Source organism: Propionicimonas sp., assembly GCF_049840635.1.
Taxonomy (GTDB): domain Bacteria; phylum Actinomycetota; class Actinomycetes; order Propionibacteriales; family Propionibacteriaceae; genus Propionicimonas.
This window is the reverse complement of the sequence record NZ_JASGKL010000005.1, coordinates 1,623,415-1,637,454: the sequence shown is the minus strand read 5'-3', so window position 1 is coordinate 1,637,454 and position 14,040 is coordinate 1,623,415. Positions and strand designations below refer to the sequence as shown.

18 protein-coding genes are annotated in these 14,040 nt (G+C 70.7%); 7 read left to right on the top strand and 11 right to left on the bottom strand.

Annotation, left to right across the window (positions count from 1 at the left end):
- Window positions 1–46: 46 nt before the first annotated feature.
- Window positions 47–835: a peroxide stress protein YaaA gene (gene yaaA, locus QM779_RS13285; RefSeq protein WP_428535979.1), complete on the bottom strand. Its 789-nt coding sequence runs from the start codon at window positions 833–835 to the stop codon at window positions 47–49.
- 110 nt (window positions 836–945) lie between these two features.
- Window positions 946–1,731: a class I SAM-dependent methyltransferase gene (locus QM779_RS13280; RefSeq protein ID WP_428535977.1), complete on the bottom strand. Its 786-nt coding sequence runs from the start codon at window positions 1,729–1,731 to the stop codon at window positions 946–948.
- Between the two features lie 38 nt (window positions 1,732–1,769).
- Here QM779_RS13280 and QM779_RS13275 point away from each other — a divergent pair, with 38 nt between their 5' ends.
- The 3 genes from QM779_RS13275 (at window position 1,770) to trxA (ending at window position 4,527) form a co-directional block, all read left to right on the top strand.
- Window positions 1,770–2,867: a DNA glycosylase AlkZ-like family protein gene (locus tag QM779_RS13275; protein ID WP_428535975.1), complete on the top strand. Its 1,098-nt coding sequence runs from the start codon at window positions 1,770–1,772 to the stop codon at window positions 2,865–2,867.
- Window positions 2,868–3,213: 346 nt separating this feature from the next.
- Window positions 3,214–4,191, top strand: coding sequence for a thioredoxin-disulfide reductase (gene trxB, locus QM779_RS13270; protein WP_428535973.1), 978 nt, complete (start codon window positions 3,214–3,216; stop codon window positions 4,189–4,191).
- 12 nt (window positions 4,192–4,203) lie between these two features.
- Complete coding sequence (trxA, locus tag QM779_RS13265) at window positions 4,204–4,527, top strand: thioredoxin (RefSeq protein ID WP_428535971.1); 324 nt, start codon at window positions 4,204–4,206, stop codon at window positions 4,525–4,527.
- A gap of 16 nt (window positions 4,528–4,543) precedes the next feature.
- On the opposite strand, the gene QM779_RS13260 is transcribed toward trxA, so the two are convergent.
- Window positions 4,544–5,065, bottom strand: a complete 522-nt coding sequence (locus QM779_RS13260; RefSeq protein ID WP_428535969.1) for a hypothetical protein — start codon at window positions 5,063–5,065, stop codon at window positions 4,544–4,546.
- Window positions 5,066–5,160: 95 nt separating this feature from the next.
- Here QM779_RS13260 and QM779_RS13255 point away from each other — a divergent pair, with 95 nt between their 5' ends.
- From QM779_RS13255 to QM779_RS13240, 4 genes are read left to right on the top strand one after another with little or no spacing between them, the layout of a single operon-like run.
- Window positions 5,161–6,477 (top strand): PLP-dependent aminotransferase family protein, encoded by a 1,317-nt coding sequence (locus QM779_RS13255; protein ID WP_428535967.1) that lies wholly within the window; start codon window positions 5,161–5,163, stop codon window positions 6,475–6,477.
- A 9-nt stretch (window positions 6,478–6,486) separates the two neighbouring features.
- On the top strand, window positions 6,487–7,452 hold the full coding sequence (locus QM779_RS13250; protein ID WP_428535965.1) for a D-alanine--D-alanine ligase family protein: 966 nt from the start codon (window positions 6,487–6,489) through the stop codon (window positions 7,450–7,452).
- Between the two features lie 12 nt (window positions 7,453–7,464).
- Window positions 7,465–8,184, top strand: a complete 720-nt coding sequence (locus QM779_RS13245) for an SURF1 family protein (protein ID WP_428535963.1) — start codon at window positions 7,465–7,467, stop codon at window positions 8,182–8,184.
- Window positions 8,181–8,570: a DUF3817 domain-containing protein gene (locus tag QM779_RS13240; protein WP_428535961.1), complete on the top strand. Its 390-nt coding sequence runs from the start codon at window positions 8,181–8,183 to the stop codon at window positions 8,568–8,570. Before QM779_RS13245 ends, QM779_RS13240 begins: the two co-directional genes overlap by 4 nt.
- A gap of 254 nt (window positions 8,571–8,824) precedes the next feature.
- Here the strand turns inward: QM779_RS13240 and QM779_RS13235 are convergent, their stop codons facing one another.
- The 8 genes from QM779_RS13235 to rpmH all read right to left on the bottom strand — a co-directional run bounded on the left by QM779_RS13235 (window position 8,825) and on the right by rpmH (window position 13,858).
- Entirely contained in the window at window positions 8,825–9,721 is an 897-nt protein-coding gene (locus QM779_RS13235) for a ParB/RepB/Spo0J family partition protein (RefSeq protein WP_428535959.1), read from the bottom strand.
- A complete protein-coding gene (locus QM779_RS13230) occupies window positions 9,718–10,644 on the bottom strand; it encodes a ParA family protein (protein WP_428535957.1) in 927 nt (308 codons plus the stop codon). Before QM779_RS13230 ends, QM779_RS13235 begins: the two co-directional genes overlap by 4 nt.
- Window positions 10,645–10,716: 72 nt before the next feature.
- On the bottom strand, window positions 10,717–11,334 hold the full coding sequence (rsmG, locus tag QM779_RS13225) for a 16S rRNA (guanine(527)-N(7))-methyltransferase RsmG (protein ID WP_428538429.1): 618 nt from the start codon (window positions 11,332–11,334) through the stop codon (window positions 10,717–10,719).
- Window positions 11,331–11,939, bottom strand: a complete 609-nt coding sequence (locus QM779_RS13220; protein WP_428535955.1) for a protein jag — start codon at window positions 11,937–11,939, stop codon at window positions 11,331–11,333. Before QM779_RS13220 ends, rsmG begins: the two co-directional genes overlap by 4 nt.
- A gap of 14 nt (window positions 11,940–11,953) precedes the next feature.
- Window positions 11,954–13,033, bottom strand: coding sequence for a membrane protein insertase YidC (gene yidC / locus QM779_RS13215; protein WP_428538426.1), 1,080 nt, complete (start codon window positions 13,031–13,033; stop codon window positions 11,954–11,956).
- A gap of 29 nt (window positions 13,034–13,062) precedes the next feature.
- On the bottom strand, window positions 13,063–13,374 hold the full coding sequence (yidD, locus tag QM779_RS13210) for a membrane protein insertion efficiency factor YidD (protein WP_428535953.1): 312 nt from the start codon (window positions 13,372–13,374) through the stop codon (window positions 13,063–13,065).
- On the bottom strand, window positions 13,371–13,709 hold the full coding sequence (gene rnpA / locus QM779_RS13205; protein WP_428535951.1) for a ribonuclease P protein component: 339 nt from the start codon (window positions 13,707–13,709) through the stop codon (window positions 13,371–13,373). The genes yidD and rnpA overlap by 4 nt, the downstream gene beginning before the upstream one ends.
- A gap of 11 nt (window positions 13,710–13,720) precedes the next feature.
- The gene (gene rpmH / locus QM779_RS13200) at window positions 13,721–13,858 is read right to left on the bottom strand and encodes a 50S ribosomal protein L34 (RefSeq protein ID WP_323417990.1); all 138 of its coding nucleotides are present in this window, start codon (window positions 13,856–13,858) and stop codon (window positions 13,721–13,723) included.
- Window positions 13,859–14,040: the final 182 nt, after the last annotated feature.

The window sequence follows — 14,040 nt, the reverse complement described above, 5'->3', positions numbered from 1 at the left end:
CGGCTGAGGCCGTCGTGGTGCCGGACGGTGGTGCGGCCGCCGTCGCTCAGCGGTCGGCGAACGCGCGGACGAAGACCGGCACCTCCGCGGTCGAGGCGGCCTTGTCGTAGCGGTAGCCCGCGCCGTCGAACCGGGTCAGGGCGGACGCGGTGCGCACCCTGTTGCGGACCAGCCAGCCGGCGAGTTCGCCGCGGGCGCGCTTGGCGAAGAACGAGACCACGCTGCGCCGGCCGCGGGGATCGGTGTCCTCGAACCGGGGTGAGACCATCGGGGCGTCCAGTTCGGCCGGACGCACGGCCGACGCGTACTCGGTGGACGCGAGGTTGACCACCACCCGCGCGCCCGGCGACGCGGCCAGGTCCTCGTTGAGCAGGTCGGTGATCGTCGAGCCCCACCACTCGTAGAGCGACGAGCCGCGGGACGTGGCCAGCCGCGTCCCCATCTCCAGGCGGTAGGCCTGCATCAGGTCGAGCGGACGCAGCACGCCGTACAGCCCGGACAGGATCCGGACCGTCTTCTGCGCCTCGGTGTGGTCGCGGGTGCCGAAGCGGTGCCGCACGTCGAGGCCCTGGAAGACGTCCCCCGCGAACGCAAGCACGGCCGGACGGGCGTTCCTGCGGGTGAACGGCGTCTGGAACGCCGCCCACCGCTCCGCGTTCAGCGCCGCGAGTTCGTCCGAGATCCCCGCCAGGGCGGCGAGATCGGCCACCGACTTGGTCCGCATCACCTCGACCAGCCGCTCGGACTCCTCGAGCAGCCGCGGCTGGGTGGCCGCCACCTTCGGCAGCGTGGACTCGAAGTCCAGCGACTTCGCGGGCGAGAGCAGGATCAGCACCCGCGAGAGCGTACCGAACAGGCACCCACCCGTACGGAATTGCACAGTCGATGGCGCATCCCCGCCGTTGGGGGGACGCTGCAGCCATCCACCGTGCAAATCCGCCGGTCTCAGCGCGTCCCTACCGCCAGCACGGCCGCTCCGGGCAGGTGCAGCACACCCTCGTGGAGGTACTGCGCGCTCACCCGGTCGTAGGCCCGCGCCATCGCCGCGCGGCCAGCCGCGTCCTGAGCACGCCAGGTGTGCCCGATCGTGGCGACACCGCCGGTCACGCCGCTCCACCACAGCCCGGGCTCGACCACGTGGACGAACGCCACGGTCCACGCCCGCACCCCGCGGAGACCGGCGCCCTCCAGAAGGCCGGCGAGCCCGGCGGGCGTCCGCGCGAAGTCGAGGGACGCGGGCAGCGCCGCCCCCGGCGGCGCGACGACGCCGGCCTCTGCAACCACGTCGTCCCACAACGTCCGCAGGGGTACCGGTTCGGACGGCCAGATCGAGGCGGCCACGCGTCCGCCGACCGCCGCGACCCTGACGAGTTCAGCGACCGCGGCCCGCGGATCGGGCACGTGGTTCACCACGAAATTGGCGCTGACGAGCTCGAACGCGCCGTCGGCGAACGGGAGGCCGGGCAAGGCGCACTGCACGAGGCGGGTGCCCGGAGCGGCGCCTGCGGCCAGGGCGAGCATGTCCGCCTCGGGATCGCACGCCGTGACCAGGCAGCCGCGCTCCAGAGCGGCCGCGGCGACCCCGCCGCAGCCGGTGCCCACATCGAGCAGCCGCGTGCCGGGCGCGGCCTCCAGCGCGTCGAGCAGGGGTGGGATCGCGTGCTCGCACTGCCCGGCGAAGGTCTCCGCATACGCCGGCGCGAGTCCTGTCCACCTGCCTGCCGCGCGCACGCGTCCACGCTAGCCCTGCGGCGGCCTACACTCCCGGGATGGGCCGGATCCACGAGATCTCCCGGGCGGACGCACGCCGGATCGCCGTGCGCGCCCAGCTCCTCGACGACGACCGTCCCGACGACCCGCTGGAGGTCGTCCGCCACCTCACCCTCCTCCAGTACGACGTGACGCGCGCCGTCGCACCCAGCCACGACCTCGTGCTGTGGAGCAGGATCGGCCCGTCCTACGACCGCCGCGAGGTCCAGGACGCGCTCGACCAGCAGGCGCTCGTCGAGGTGCTGATGCACATCCGTCCGGCCGGCGACCTGCGGCTGTACCGGGCCGAGATGGACGCCTGGCCGGTCGGCGACAGCCCCTGGGAGCGCTCGGTCGCCCAGTGGGTGGATGACAACAACGCCTGCCGGATGGACGTGCTGCAGCGGCTCCGCGAGGACGGCCCGCTGCCGACCCGCGACCTCCCCGACACCTGCGCGCGCCCGTGGCGCTCGACCGGCTGGAGCAACCAGCGCAACCTCTCCCGGCTGCTCGACTTCCTCGTCGAGCGCGGCGAGGTGGCCCTGTCCGGACGCGACGGCGGCGAGCGCTGGTTCGACCTCGCCGAGCGGGTCTACCCCGACGACCCGGCCGTCCCGCGCGAGGAGGCGGTGGCAGAGCGCGACCGCCGTCGACTCGCCGCCCTCGGCATCGCCAGGGCCCGCGCGACCCGGACGCCCGTCGAGCCCAACGGCGTCGGGGAGGCCGGAGAACCGGCGATCGTCGAGGGGGTGCGCGGACGCTGGCGCGTCGACCCCGCACAACTCGACCAACCGTTCCGTGGCAGGGTCGCCCTGCTGTCCCCGCTCGACCGGCTGGTGTTCGACCGCGCCCGGACGGCCGACCTGTTCGCGTTCGACTACCAGCTGGAGATGTACAAGCCCGCGGCCGCGCGGCGGTGGGGCTACTGGGCGCTCCCCGTCCTCGACGGCGAAGACCTGGTCGGCAAGGTGGACGCGACGACCGACCGCGAGCTCGGGGAGCTGGTGGTCCACGCCGTCCACGAGGACGGGGAGTGGACGCGGGCGAGGCGGTCGGCCGTGCACGACGAGCTGGCGTCCCTCGCGGCCTGGCTGCGGGTCGACCTCGTGATGCCCTGAGCGACGCCGCGAACCTCGGGCCCCGCGGCGGTACGCCCGGGGGTGAACCCGAGCACGCGGGCGAACTCGTTGGTGAGGTGGGCCTGGTCGGTGTAGCCGAGATCGCCCCGGACCGTGTCGTGCGGCTCCCGGAAGGCCACTCTGCGCCCGAAAAGTCACTCTGCGCCCGACCTTTTGCGCGCAGAGTGGTCAGATCGCGCGCAAAGTGGGGCTCCGGGCGCGGACGGGAGGGACGCGGACGCCGCCGACTGCTGACCGCGGGAATGTCGGACGCCTCCGGATGGTTGAGGCGGCGTGCCCACCCCGGCTCGAATAGAGTGGGCACCCACCCGAGACCGCCGAGGAAATGCCCATGTCCGACATCCGTGAAGTCATCATCATCGGCTCCGGCCCCACCGGCTACACGTCCGCCATTTACACCGCGCGCGCCGGCCTGGCCCCGCTGGTGTTCGAGGGCGCCCTCGCCGCCGGCGGTGCGCTGATGAACACCACAGAGGTCGAGAACTACCCGGGCTTCACCGACGGCATCATGGGCCCCGACCTGATGCTCGCCATGCGCGCCCAGGCCGAGCGGTTCGGCGCGGAGATCATCACCGACGACGTCGTCGCCGTCGACCTGCTGGGCGACGTGAAGACCGTCACCGACTCCGAGGGCCACACGTACTCCGCGAAGGCCGTGATCCTCGCGATGGGCTCCGGCTACCGCAAGCTCCACGTCCCCGGCGAGGAGGAGTTCAGCGGACGCGGCGTGTCGTGGTGCGCGACCTGCGACGGCTTCTTCTTCCGTGACAAGGACATCGCCGTGGTCGGCGGCGGCGACTCCGCCCTGGAGGAGGCCACCTTCCTGACCCGGTTCGCGAACTCGGTCACGCTGATCCACCGCCGCGACGAGCTGCGCGGGTCGAAGATCATGGTCGACCGCGCGATGTCCGACCCGAAGATCCGGTTCGCATGGAACTCGGTGGTGCACGACCTGCACGGGGACACGTCCCTGGCCGGCGTCACCCTCACCGACAGCGTCACCGGCGAGCAGCGCGAGCTGGGCGTCCAGGGCCTGTTCGTCGCGATCGGCCACGACCCGCGCTCGGAGATCGTCCGCGGCCAGGTCGAGGTGGACGCGGCCGGCTACGTGATGGTGGACGCCCCGAGCACCCGCACGAACGTCCCCGGCGTGTTCGCAGCCGGCGACCTCGTCGACCACACCTACCGGCAGGCGATCACCGCCGCCGGCACCGGCTGCGCTGCCGCCCTGGACGCGGAGCGCTACCTCGCCGCACTGTCGGACGAGGCCGCTAGCCTCACCCCCGAACCTGCCAACGCCTGAGGAGCTACGCACATGTCGAACGTCGCCGACGTCACGGACGCCACCTTCAACGACCTGGTGGTGAAGTCCACCAAGCCCGTCGTTGTCGACTACTGGGCCGACTGGTGCGCGCCCTGCAAGCAGCTCTCCCCCATCATCGACGAGCTCGCCCGGGACTACGGCGACAAGGTCACCTTCCTCAAGCTCGACACCAACACCAGCACCCAGGTGCCCACCCAGCAGGGGGTCCTCGGCCTGCCCACGATCCAGGTGTTCGTCGGCGGCGAGGTCGTGAAGTCCTTCACCGGCGCCAAGCCCAAGTCCGTCCTGCTGAAGGCCATCGAGGAGTACCTCTGACCGCCTGAGGGCCGGCTCAGCCGCGGTTCGCGCGTCCCGAGATCGCTCCACCCGCAGGGTTGGGCGGGACGGGGCGCAGCGACTGCAGGAAGCGCTCGAACGCGCCCCTGACGCCGTTGTGGTCGGCCACGGTGCGATCGAGGTCCAGGTGCCACAGGCGCTCGTCCAGGCTCCTGGTGAACCCCACGGCCCGCAGGAAGTCGCGCGGCGGAGCATCGCAGCGCACGGTCTGGCGACTGCCCCTGGCCAGGATGGCCCTGCCCTTCTGCTGTGCGAGGCCTGCGGCCGCCGCCTGGACGAGGTGCCGGCCGTGCCCGACCCCGGTGCTCCCCGGACCCACCCACAGGCAGGCGAGCCGCGCCTGGCCGGGCTCCTCGGTCGGGGACAGCAGGAGCAGCCCGTCCACCCGGTCGCCCTCGGTCAATTTGACGCCGCACCAGCCCCACAGCGTCGCCGCCTGGATCGCCCACGGGGTGTCCGCGCCAACCGTCCGGCCGCAGTACGGGCAGCTGAGTCCGGGCAGTTCCGCCAACGTCACCATCGACAGTCTCGGCATGCCACCCCCGGTTGCGGATCTCCACCCCTCGGGTGGGTCGGTTTCATCCTAGGCCCGACGTGCGGCAGTCTGGTGCGGTGAGCCTGCCTGAGCAGTCCCGCCGCGACACGCGGCTGGACCCCTACATCGACGAGTACGCCGAGCGAACCCATGGCCTGACGGTCTCCGCCGTCCGGGCCCTGTTCGCCGTCGCCAACCGTCCCGAGGTGGTCTCGCTGGCCGGCGGCATGCCGAACATCACCGACCTCCCCCGCGAGGCGCTCGCGAAGGCCGTCGACCGGCTGATCGCGCACAACGGGACGCAGGCCATGCAGTACGGGTCGGGCCAGGGCGAACCGTTCATGCGCGAGAAGATCGTCGAGGTGATGGCCGAGGAGGGCATCCACGCCCACGCCGACGACGTCGTCGTCTCCTGCGGCTCCCAGCAGGCCCTCGACCTGGTCACCCGCGTGTTCTGCGACCCGGGCGACGTCGTCCTCGCCGAGGCCCCGAGCTACGTGGGCGCCCTGGGCACGTTCCGCGCCTACCAGTGCCAGATCGTCCACGTCGCGATGGACGAGGCCGGCCTCGACCCGGTCGCGCTCCGCGCCGCCCTGGTCAGCCTGAGGGCCGCAGGCAAGCGCGTGAAGTTCCTCTACACGATCCCGAACTTCCAGAACCCGACCGGCGTCACCCAGACCATCGAGCGCCGGCGCGAGATCATCGCGATCGCCAGGGAGTTCGACCTGCTGATCGTCGAGGACAACCCGTACGGGCTGCTCGCCCTCGAGGGCGAGCCCATGCCCGCACTCCGGTCGATGGACGCCGACAACGTCATCTACCTCGGCTCGTTCTCGAAGATCTTCGCGCCCGGCTTCCGGGTCGGCTGGGTGCTCGCGCCGCACGCCGTCAGGGAGAAGCTCGTCCTGACCCAGGAGGCCGCGACGCTCTGCCCGCCGGTGTTCAGCCAGTTCGCGATCTCGACCTACCTCGACGAGTTCGACTGGCGCGGCCAGATCACGACGTTCCGCGACATGTACCGCGAGCGCAGGGACGCCATGCTGTTGGGCCTCACCGAGCACATGCCGCAGGGCACCACCTGGACGCACCCGCACGGCGGCTTCTTCGTCTGGGTGACGCTCCCCGAAGGGCTCGACTCGCAGGCCATGCTGCCGCGTGCGATCAGCGCCCGCGTCGCGTACACGACCGGCACGGCCTTCTACGCCGACGGCCTGGGCAGCCGCAACATGCGCCTGTCGTTCTGTTTCCCCACCCCCGAGCGGATCCTCGAGGGCACCCGCCGGCTCGGCGAGGTGCTCGAGCAGGAACTCGAGATGAACCGCACCTTCGGGCTCGGCCCGCAGACCGCACGGCACTTCGACCTCACCACCGGCCCGGCGCCGGACATCACCTAGGAAGCGAACATGACCGACTCCCCCACCCACGGCCCGATCGTCGTCCTCGCCGGCGGTCTCTCCCATGAGCGCGACGTGTCCCTGCGCTCGGGCCGCCGGGTCGCCCAGTCCCTGCGAGACCAGGGCCGCGACGTCGTCGAGTCCGACATCGGCGCCGACCTCGTGGACCTGCTGCGAGGCCTGCCGAACCCGGTGGCGTTCCCCGTCCTGCACGGCGGAGTGGGCGAGGACGGGGGCCTGCAGCAGGTGCTGACGCTGCTGGACGTCCCGTACGTCGGCTCCGAGCCGGCCGCGTGCCGCCGGTCGTTCAACAAGGCCGTCGGCGGCCCGCTGATCGCGCAGGCGGGCCTCGCGCGTCCCCAGCTGGCCGCTCTCCCCCACGACATGTTCCGCGAGCTGGGCGCGGCCGCGATCATGGCCGCGCTCGGCGAGCGGATCGGGTTCCCGATGGTCGTCAAGCCCGCCCGCAGCGGCTCGGCGCTGGGCTGCACGAAGGTCAACAGCCTCGAGGAACTCCCGTCCGCGATGGTCGGGGCGTACGCCTACGGCGACCTGGCGGTGATCGAGGAGTTCATCGAGGGCACCGAGGTCGCCGTCGGCGTCGTCGAGCTCGACGGCGAGCAGATCGCGCTGCCCGCGGTCGAGATCCGGCCGAACTCGGGCATCTACGACTACACGGCCCGCTACACCGCCGGCGAGACCCGGTTCATCGTCCCCGCGACGCTCACCGACGAGCAGGCGGCGGCGTGCGAGGAGCTCGCAGTCGCCGCGCACCGGGTGTTCGGCCTGCGGGACCTTTCCCGGGCCGACATCGTGGTGCGGACGGACGGGACGCCCGTGTTCATCGAGACGAACGTCGCCCCCGGCATGACGGAGACCTCGCTGATGCCGCAGGCTGTCGAGGCGGCGGGCTACGACTTCGGACTCCTGTGCGCGCAACTGGTGGACAACGCCTGGGCGCGCCACATCGCCTGATCCGGCCCGGGGATGGGCATCCGCGTCAAGCAACTGCTGGTCGCCGTCCTCGGCACGGCGATCTGCGTCACGATGGTGGCGCTCGGCCTGTGGCAGATGCGCGTGTTCGAGAGCAAGGAGGACGCGTCCGCCGAGTTGCGGACGCAGCAGCCGCCCGTCTCGCTGGTCGACAACGTGGCCATGGACGGCACCACCGGCGACATCTACGGTCGCCAGGTCACCGCGGCGGGGCACTACCTCCCTGACCAGCAGGAGCTCGTCGTCGACGAGGACGGGTCGGTGCGCGTGCTCACCGCCCTCGAGCTGGCGGACGGCCGCGTTCTCGCCGTGGTGCGGGGGACGGTGGCGTCCGTCGACGTCCCGGTGCCGGCGCCGCCGGCGGGCGAGGTCCAGCTCACCGGGGTGTTCCTCGCCACCGAGTCGGCCGCCGACCCGGGACGCTCGGTGCCTGCGGGCACGCTGGCGTCCGTCCGGCTCGCCGAGCTCGCCCAGGCGTGGCCGCAGCAGCTCATCCCCGGCTACGTCACCCTGCCCGCGCAGGACGCGCGGGCCCAGGGCCTCGGCGCGGCGGCGGTCACGCTGCCGACGGGCAGCGGGTCCATCCAGAACATCGGGTACGCGCTGCAGTGGTGGGTGTTCGCGGCGTTCGGGGCGTTCATGACCGTCCGCTTCGTCCGGGCGATCGGGCGCTCAGGTGGGCTCGGTACGCTGTCGGACCAGGAGGAAGAATGAGCGATGTGACCACCCAGGACGTCCCTGCGATCGCCCCGGAGGCGGTGCCCGGCATCCGGGCCGCGCTGATCCGGTACCGCGTGATGGCCTACCTGGTGGGGACGTTGCTGGTCGTGCTGGTGCTGGTGGGCATGCCGTTGAAGTACCTCGCAGGGAACGGGATCGTCGTGACGATGACCGGCGTCCCGCACGGCTACCTCTACATGGTGTTGCTGTTCACCGCGTACGACCTCGGCCGGCGCGTCCACTGGCCCTGGGGCCGGCTGATCCTGATCGCGCTGTGCGGCACCGTCCCGTTCCTCTCGTTCTGGGCCGAGCACTCCGCCCGCACCGACGTCCAGGCGCGGCTCCGCGCGGTGGAGACCCCGGCGCCGTCCACCCCCTGAGTGTTGCCGGCCGAGTCGGACGCCCTTCGTGACGCTCGCTGGCGCTCGCTCCTCAGGGAGCGTGAAATGGGCGCAACACCAGCGCTCGCTCGTCAGGGAGCGTGAGAGGAATTCTGCGGCCTGGCTCCTCGGGTGCGTGTCGAAGTGTGGCCCGCGCGCGTCAACGGTCCCTGAGGAGCCGGACGGCGAGGAACGAGCCGGCCGGCGTCACGAAGGGCCGCCGCGTCAGCTTTCGTATCTATGTCGACAAAGCGCTAAAGCAATAGATCGGCAAGTCGCTCCAGGTCTTCGGCGTCGGCGAACTCGATGGTGATCCGGCCCCGGCTGCGGCCCTCACTGACGACCACCCTGGTGTCGAGCTTCTCGGTCAGCTCGGACTGCAGCCTCTCCGCCGCCGCCGAGAGGCTCTTGGGCACCGCCGAGCGGGGAGCCCGTTTGGCGCCGTGCTCCCCCACCGAGACGATCTCCTCCGTCGCGCGGACGGACAGCCCCTCGGCGACCACGCGCGTCGCCAGGTGCTCCATCGCTGCGGTGTCCGGCAGCATCAGGATGGCCCGCGCGTGTCCGGCGCTCAGGACGCCCGCGGCCACCCGGCGCTGCACGGGGGCAGGCAGCTGCAGCAGCCGGATCGTGTTCGAGATCTGCGGACGCGACCGCTTGATCCGCGTCGACAGCTCCTCCTGCGTGCACTGGAAGTCGCTCAGCATCTGCTGGTAGGCCGCCGCCTCCTCCAGCGGGTTCAGCTGCGCGCGATGCAGGTTCTCCAGGAGGGCGTCCCGCAGCAGGTCGGCGTCCTCCGTGCGCCGCACGATCGCCGGGATGGTCGCCAGCCCCGCCTGCTGGGTCGCGCGCAGGCGCCGCTCCCCCATCACCAGCTCGTAGCCGCCCTCGTCCAGCGGTCGCACGACGACGGGCTGCAGGAGGCCGACCTCCCTGATCGACTCCACGAGTTCGGCAAGCGCATCCTCGTCGAAGACCGTGCGAGGCTGCTTCGGGTTGGGGCGGACGTCCGCGACCGCGATCTCCTCGAAGCGGGCACCCTCGGGCACCCGGGCCGTGGGACCCTCGCCGTGCGGAGCCAGCTCTGGATCGGTGCGCTGCAGCAGGTCGCCCAGGCCGCGGCCCAGACCGGTGTGTCGGGGGGTGTTCATGAGTTCTCCTGTCCGTCCAGGTGTGCGCCGCGCTCCGCCAACTCGGCCGCCGCGTCCAGGTAGGCCTGCGCGCCGGCTGACGCCGAGTGGTAGGTGAGTACGGATTGCCCGTAGCTCGGTGCTTCCGACACGCGCACCGACCGCGGGATCGCCGCGGTCAGCGTCTCGGCCGGGAAGTGTTGCCGGACCTCGGCGGCCACCTGTGATGCCAGCCGGGTGCGCCCGTCGTACATGGTGAGCAGGACGGTCGACAGCCGCAGGTGGTCGTTCATCGACCCCTTGACCAGGTTGATCGTCCGCAAGAGTTGGGAGACGCCCTCCAACGCGTAGTACTCGCACTGGATCGGGATCAGGATCTCATCCGCGGCCACGAGGGCGTTCAGGGTGAGCAGGCCCAGCGAGGGCGGACAGTCGATGAAGACGTAGTCCGGCTCGTACTTCGCCTTGAACTTCCGCAACGCATGGAGAAGGCGGCTCTCTCGCGCCGGCGTGCTGACGAGGCCGATCTCCGCGCCGGCGAGGTCGATTGTCGCGGGGAGGACCCACAAGCCTTCCGATTCGGGCGAGGGCTTGATCAGGTTCTCGATGGGGGAGTTGGCCGTGAGGACCTCATAGGTGCCTTGCACCCCCTCCTGGTGCTCGATCCCCAGCGCGGTGGACGCGTTGCCCTGTGGGTCGAGGTCGATCACCAGGACGCTGAGCCCGCCGAGGGCGAGCGCCGTGGCGAGGTTCACCGCTGTCGTCGTCTTGCCGACGCCGCCCTTCTGGTTCGCGATGACCAGGGTGCGCGTGCGCGTGGGCTTCGGAAGGGTTGTTTCACGTGAAACAGCGAAGGCCAGGTCGTCCGGCTCTTCGGTCCTCACACTGAACTCGGGCTCGTCGAACACCACTCTGCGAGGGGTCGGCGGGGGAGTGATCGACATGGTCCTCCTGCTCGGACGATTCACGTGAAACATCAGGATAGAGCGTGCCGAGGACATCGCAGACCATGCCGATCAGCGGCCGGCGCGCTCCAGTTCGACCGCCCACGACACCTCGTCCGTGGCGGGTACCGGGCGTTCGACCACCCGGCCAACCAGTCCCCGTCGCCGCAGCAGGGGCGCCGCCTCGGCCAACTCTGCCCCGGCCGTCTCCCCCTTCAGCGCCACCATGCGACCATGGCGAGCAAGCAGGGGAGCGCACCAGTCGACCAGGCGGGGGAGAGGGGCGACCGCTCGCGACACCACCACGTCGTAGACCTCGTGGTGTTCCTCGGCCCGCGCGCGCACCACCGACACCCGATCGCCCAGAGCAAGTTCCTCCACCGCCAACTCCAGGAAGTTGGCCCGGCGCAGCAGCGACTCCAGCAGGACCACCCGCAGGTCGGGACGCAGGATCGCCAGCGCAATCCCCGGCAGCCCGGCGCCACTGCCGACGTCGACCACCGAGGAGCCCTCCGGAAGAAGGTCCGCGCACGCGATCGAGTTCAGGACGTGTCGGTCCCAGAGCCGGTCGCCCTCCCGCGGACCCATCAATCCCCAGTCGATACCTCGACTTGCCAATATGTCGACATACCGACTTACTGTGTCGGCGCCGGACCCGAAGACGGCGGCCCGGGCGTCCAAAGGACTCAGGCCTTCGGCAGCACCACGACGCGGCGGTTCGGCTCCTCGCCCTCCGACTCGCTGAGCAGCCCGGCGGCCGCCACCGAGTCGTGGACGATCTTGCGCTCGAACGGGTTCATCGGCGCCAGTCGCACGGGCTCACCGGACTCGTTCACCTCTGCCACGGCGTCCTTCGCCAGGTCCTGCAGGATCCGGCGGCGGCGGTCCCGGTGGCCGCCGATGTCGAGCATCAGCCGGCTGCGGTGCCCGGTCTCGGTCATCACGGCCAGGCGCGCCAACTCCTGGAGCGCCTCCAGCACCTCGCCGTCCTTGCCGACCAGCACGTCGCCGTCGGTGAGGATCGAGATGTGCGCGCGTCCCCCCTCGATGAAGGTGTCGATGTCACCGTCGAGGTCTGCGATGTCGAGCAGTTCCTCCAGGTAGTCGGCGGCGATCTCGCCCTCGTTCTCGAGGACGGTCTCCTTCTTCGAACGCGGGGCGTCCTCGGACGCCGCGTCCTCGGCGTCCTCTGCCGGAACCACGGGCTCGGCGGGGGCCCCATCCTCCACGGGCGCCTCCACCTCCACGTCCGCCACGTCGAGGACCTCGACCGGATCGGTCTGCTGTTCGGTCACGTCATACTCCTTGTTCACGACTGCTTGCGGGCAGCACGGCTGTTCTTCTTCGGCTGCTGCCGCTGGATCACCTGGCGCTGCACGGCCGGCTCACTGCCGTCGGCGCCATCGCCGGACGCCGCCGACGACGATGTGGTCCCGGACGAGGACGCACCCTGGCGCGCCACCTTCGTCGGGTCGTAGTTGGCCGGCTCCGGACGCTTGCGCGCCGCACCACGACGCTGGGCGGCGATCGCCTCGGGGTCCTTGCCCTTGGCGCGCATCCGCTCCTCCCAGTCGACGTACGCGGGCGTGCCGGGAGCCGGGTTGTTGTGGATCAGGATGTACTGCTGGCCCATCGTCCACAGGTTCGTCGTGAGCCAGTAGATCAGCACGCCGATCGGGATGTTCACGCCCATGAACAGGTACATGAACGGGAAGATGTACAGCATCATCTTCTGCTGCTGCGCCATCTGGCCGGTCAGCGCCTCCGGGGGCATGTTCTTGCGCATCAGCTGCAGCTGGGTGAAGAACAGGACTACCGTCATCAGCACGACCAGCGTCGCCGTCACCCACTGCGTCGCACCGAAGCCGCCCTCGATCGGGAGGAACGTGGACGACAGCTGCGCACCGAAGATCGTCGCGTTGTGCAGCGACATCGCCAGTTCAGGGTTCGACTGGAAGAAGTAGCCGAGCGGTGCGTCCGGCGTCCGCGACACGCTGTTCAGGACGTAGAACAGCGCGAGGAAGATCGGCATCTGGAGCAGCAGCGGCAGACAGGACGCCATCGGGTTGACGCCCTCGTCCTTGTACAGCTTCATGGTCTCCTGGCCGAGGCGTTCCCGGTCGTGACCGTACTTCTCGTTCAGCTCCTTGACCTTGGGCTGGATGAGCTGCATGTTCCGCGAGGAGTTGATCTGGCGGACGAACAGCGGGATCAGCGCCGTCCGGATCACGACGGTGAGCAGCATGATCGACAGCGCCCACGTGAGGCCCCAGTCCGCGCCCATGCCCAGGGACGTCAGCACGGAGTGGAACCCGACGAGGATGCCGGACACCGCCCAGTACAGCGGCGTCATCATCGACGAGAGCAGTCCGAGGAAGTCGTCCCACATGTTCAGCGGGAGCAGGAGAAGGAGTGCGTTCATTTCACCTCGTGGGCATGTGAGCACGCCCGGTTCGGGGCCGGATCGGCCATGGTGTCCCTGGCGGCCTGCTCGGCAGCCCAGGCAAGTGCGGCCGGGGTCCCCGGCACGGGGTCATAGCCGCCGGCCGCCCACGGGTGGCAGCTCGCCAGCCGGCGCGTGGCCAGCCAGGTGCCCTTCACCGCGCCATGGACGGTGACCGCCTCGAGCGCATACGCCGAGCAGGACGGGTAGTACTTGCACACGTTGCCGTACAACGGGCTGATCACCGCCCGGTAGGCCTTCAGCAGCGCGATCAGGACGTACTTCATGCCGCCAGCCGATCCAGGCAGGTCGACAGCGCCGAGTGCAGGTCGTCGGCGAGGTCGGCGGACGCGGCGGCAGCGGGCAACGCCCTCACCACCACGTCCACGACCAGCGGCGTCGCCCTGAGTTCAGCCGCTGTGAGGTGCCGCAGGCGTCGCTTCACCCGGTTGCGGGTGACCGCGTTGCCCACGGCCTTCGACACGATGAAACCCGCCCGTGACGACGCCAGCGACGAGCGCCGTGCGTGCAGCACCAGGCTCGCGCGTCCGCAGCGGACGCCCTGGCGCATGGTGTCGCGGAAGTCGGCAGCGTTGCGCAACCGCGACTCGGCGGGCAACACCTCTGGTCGGCTCAGCCGGCCAGACGGACGCGGCCCTGACGGCGACGGGCCGAGATGATGGCGCGCCCCGCACGGGTACGCATCCGCAGACGGAAGCCATGGGTGCGGCTGCGACGCCGGTTGCTCGGCTGGAAAGTGCGCTTGCTCACGCGAGTGCTCCCAAGTTCGATGTATTCAAGGATCAGATGCGCCCACGCGGACACACGGATGCCGCGACAGCGACTGCCCAACTCTACGCGGGACGGACCGGCGCGGGCAAACCAGACTGTCCCCGGGGTCGCCGTCGAGCCGACACGCCGTAGTGGCCAGCATCTTCCTGAAAACCGTTTGC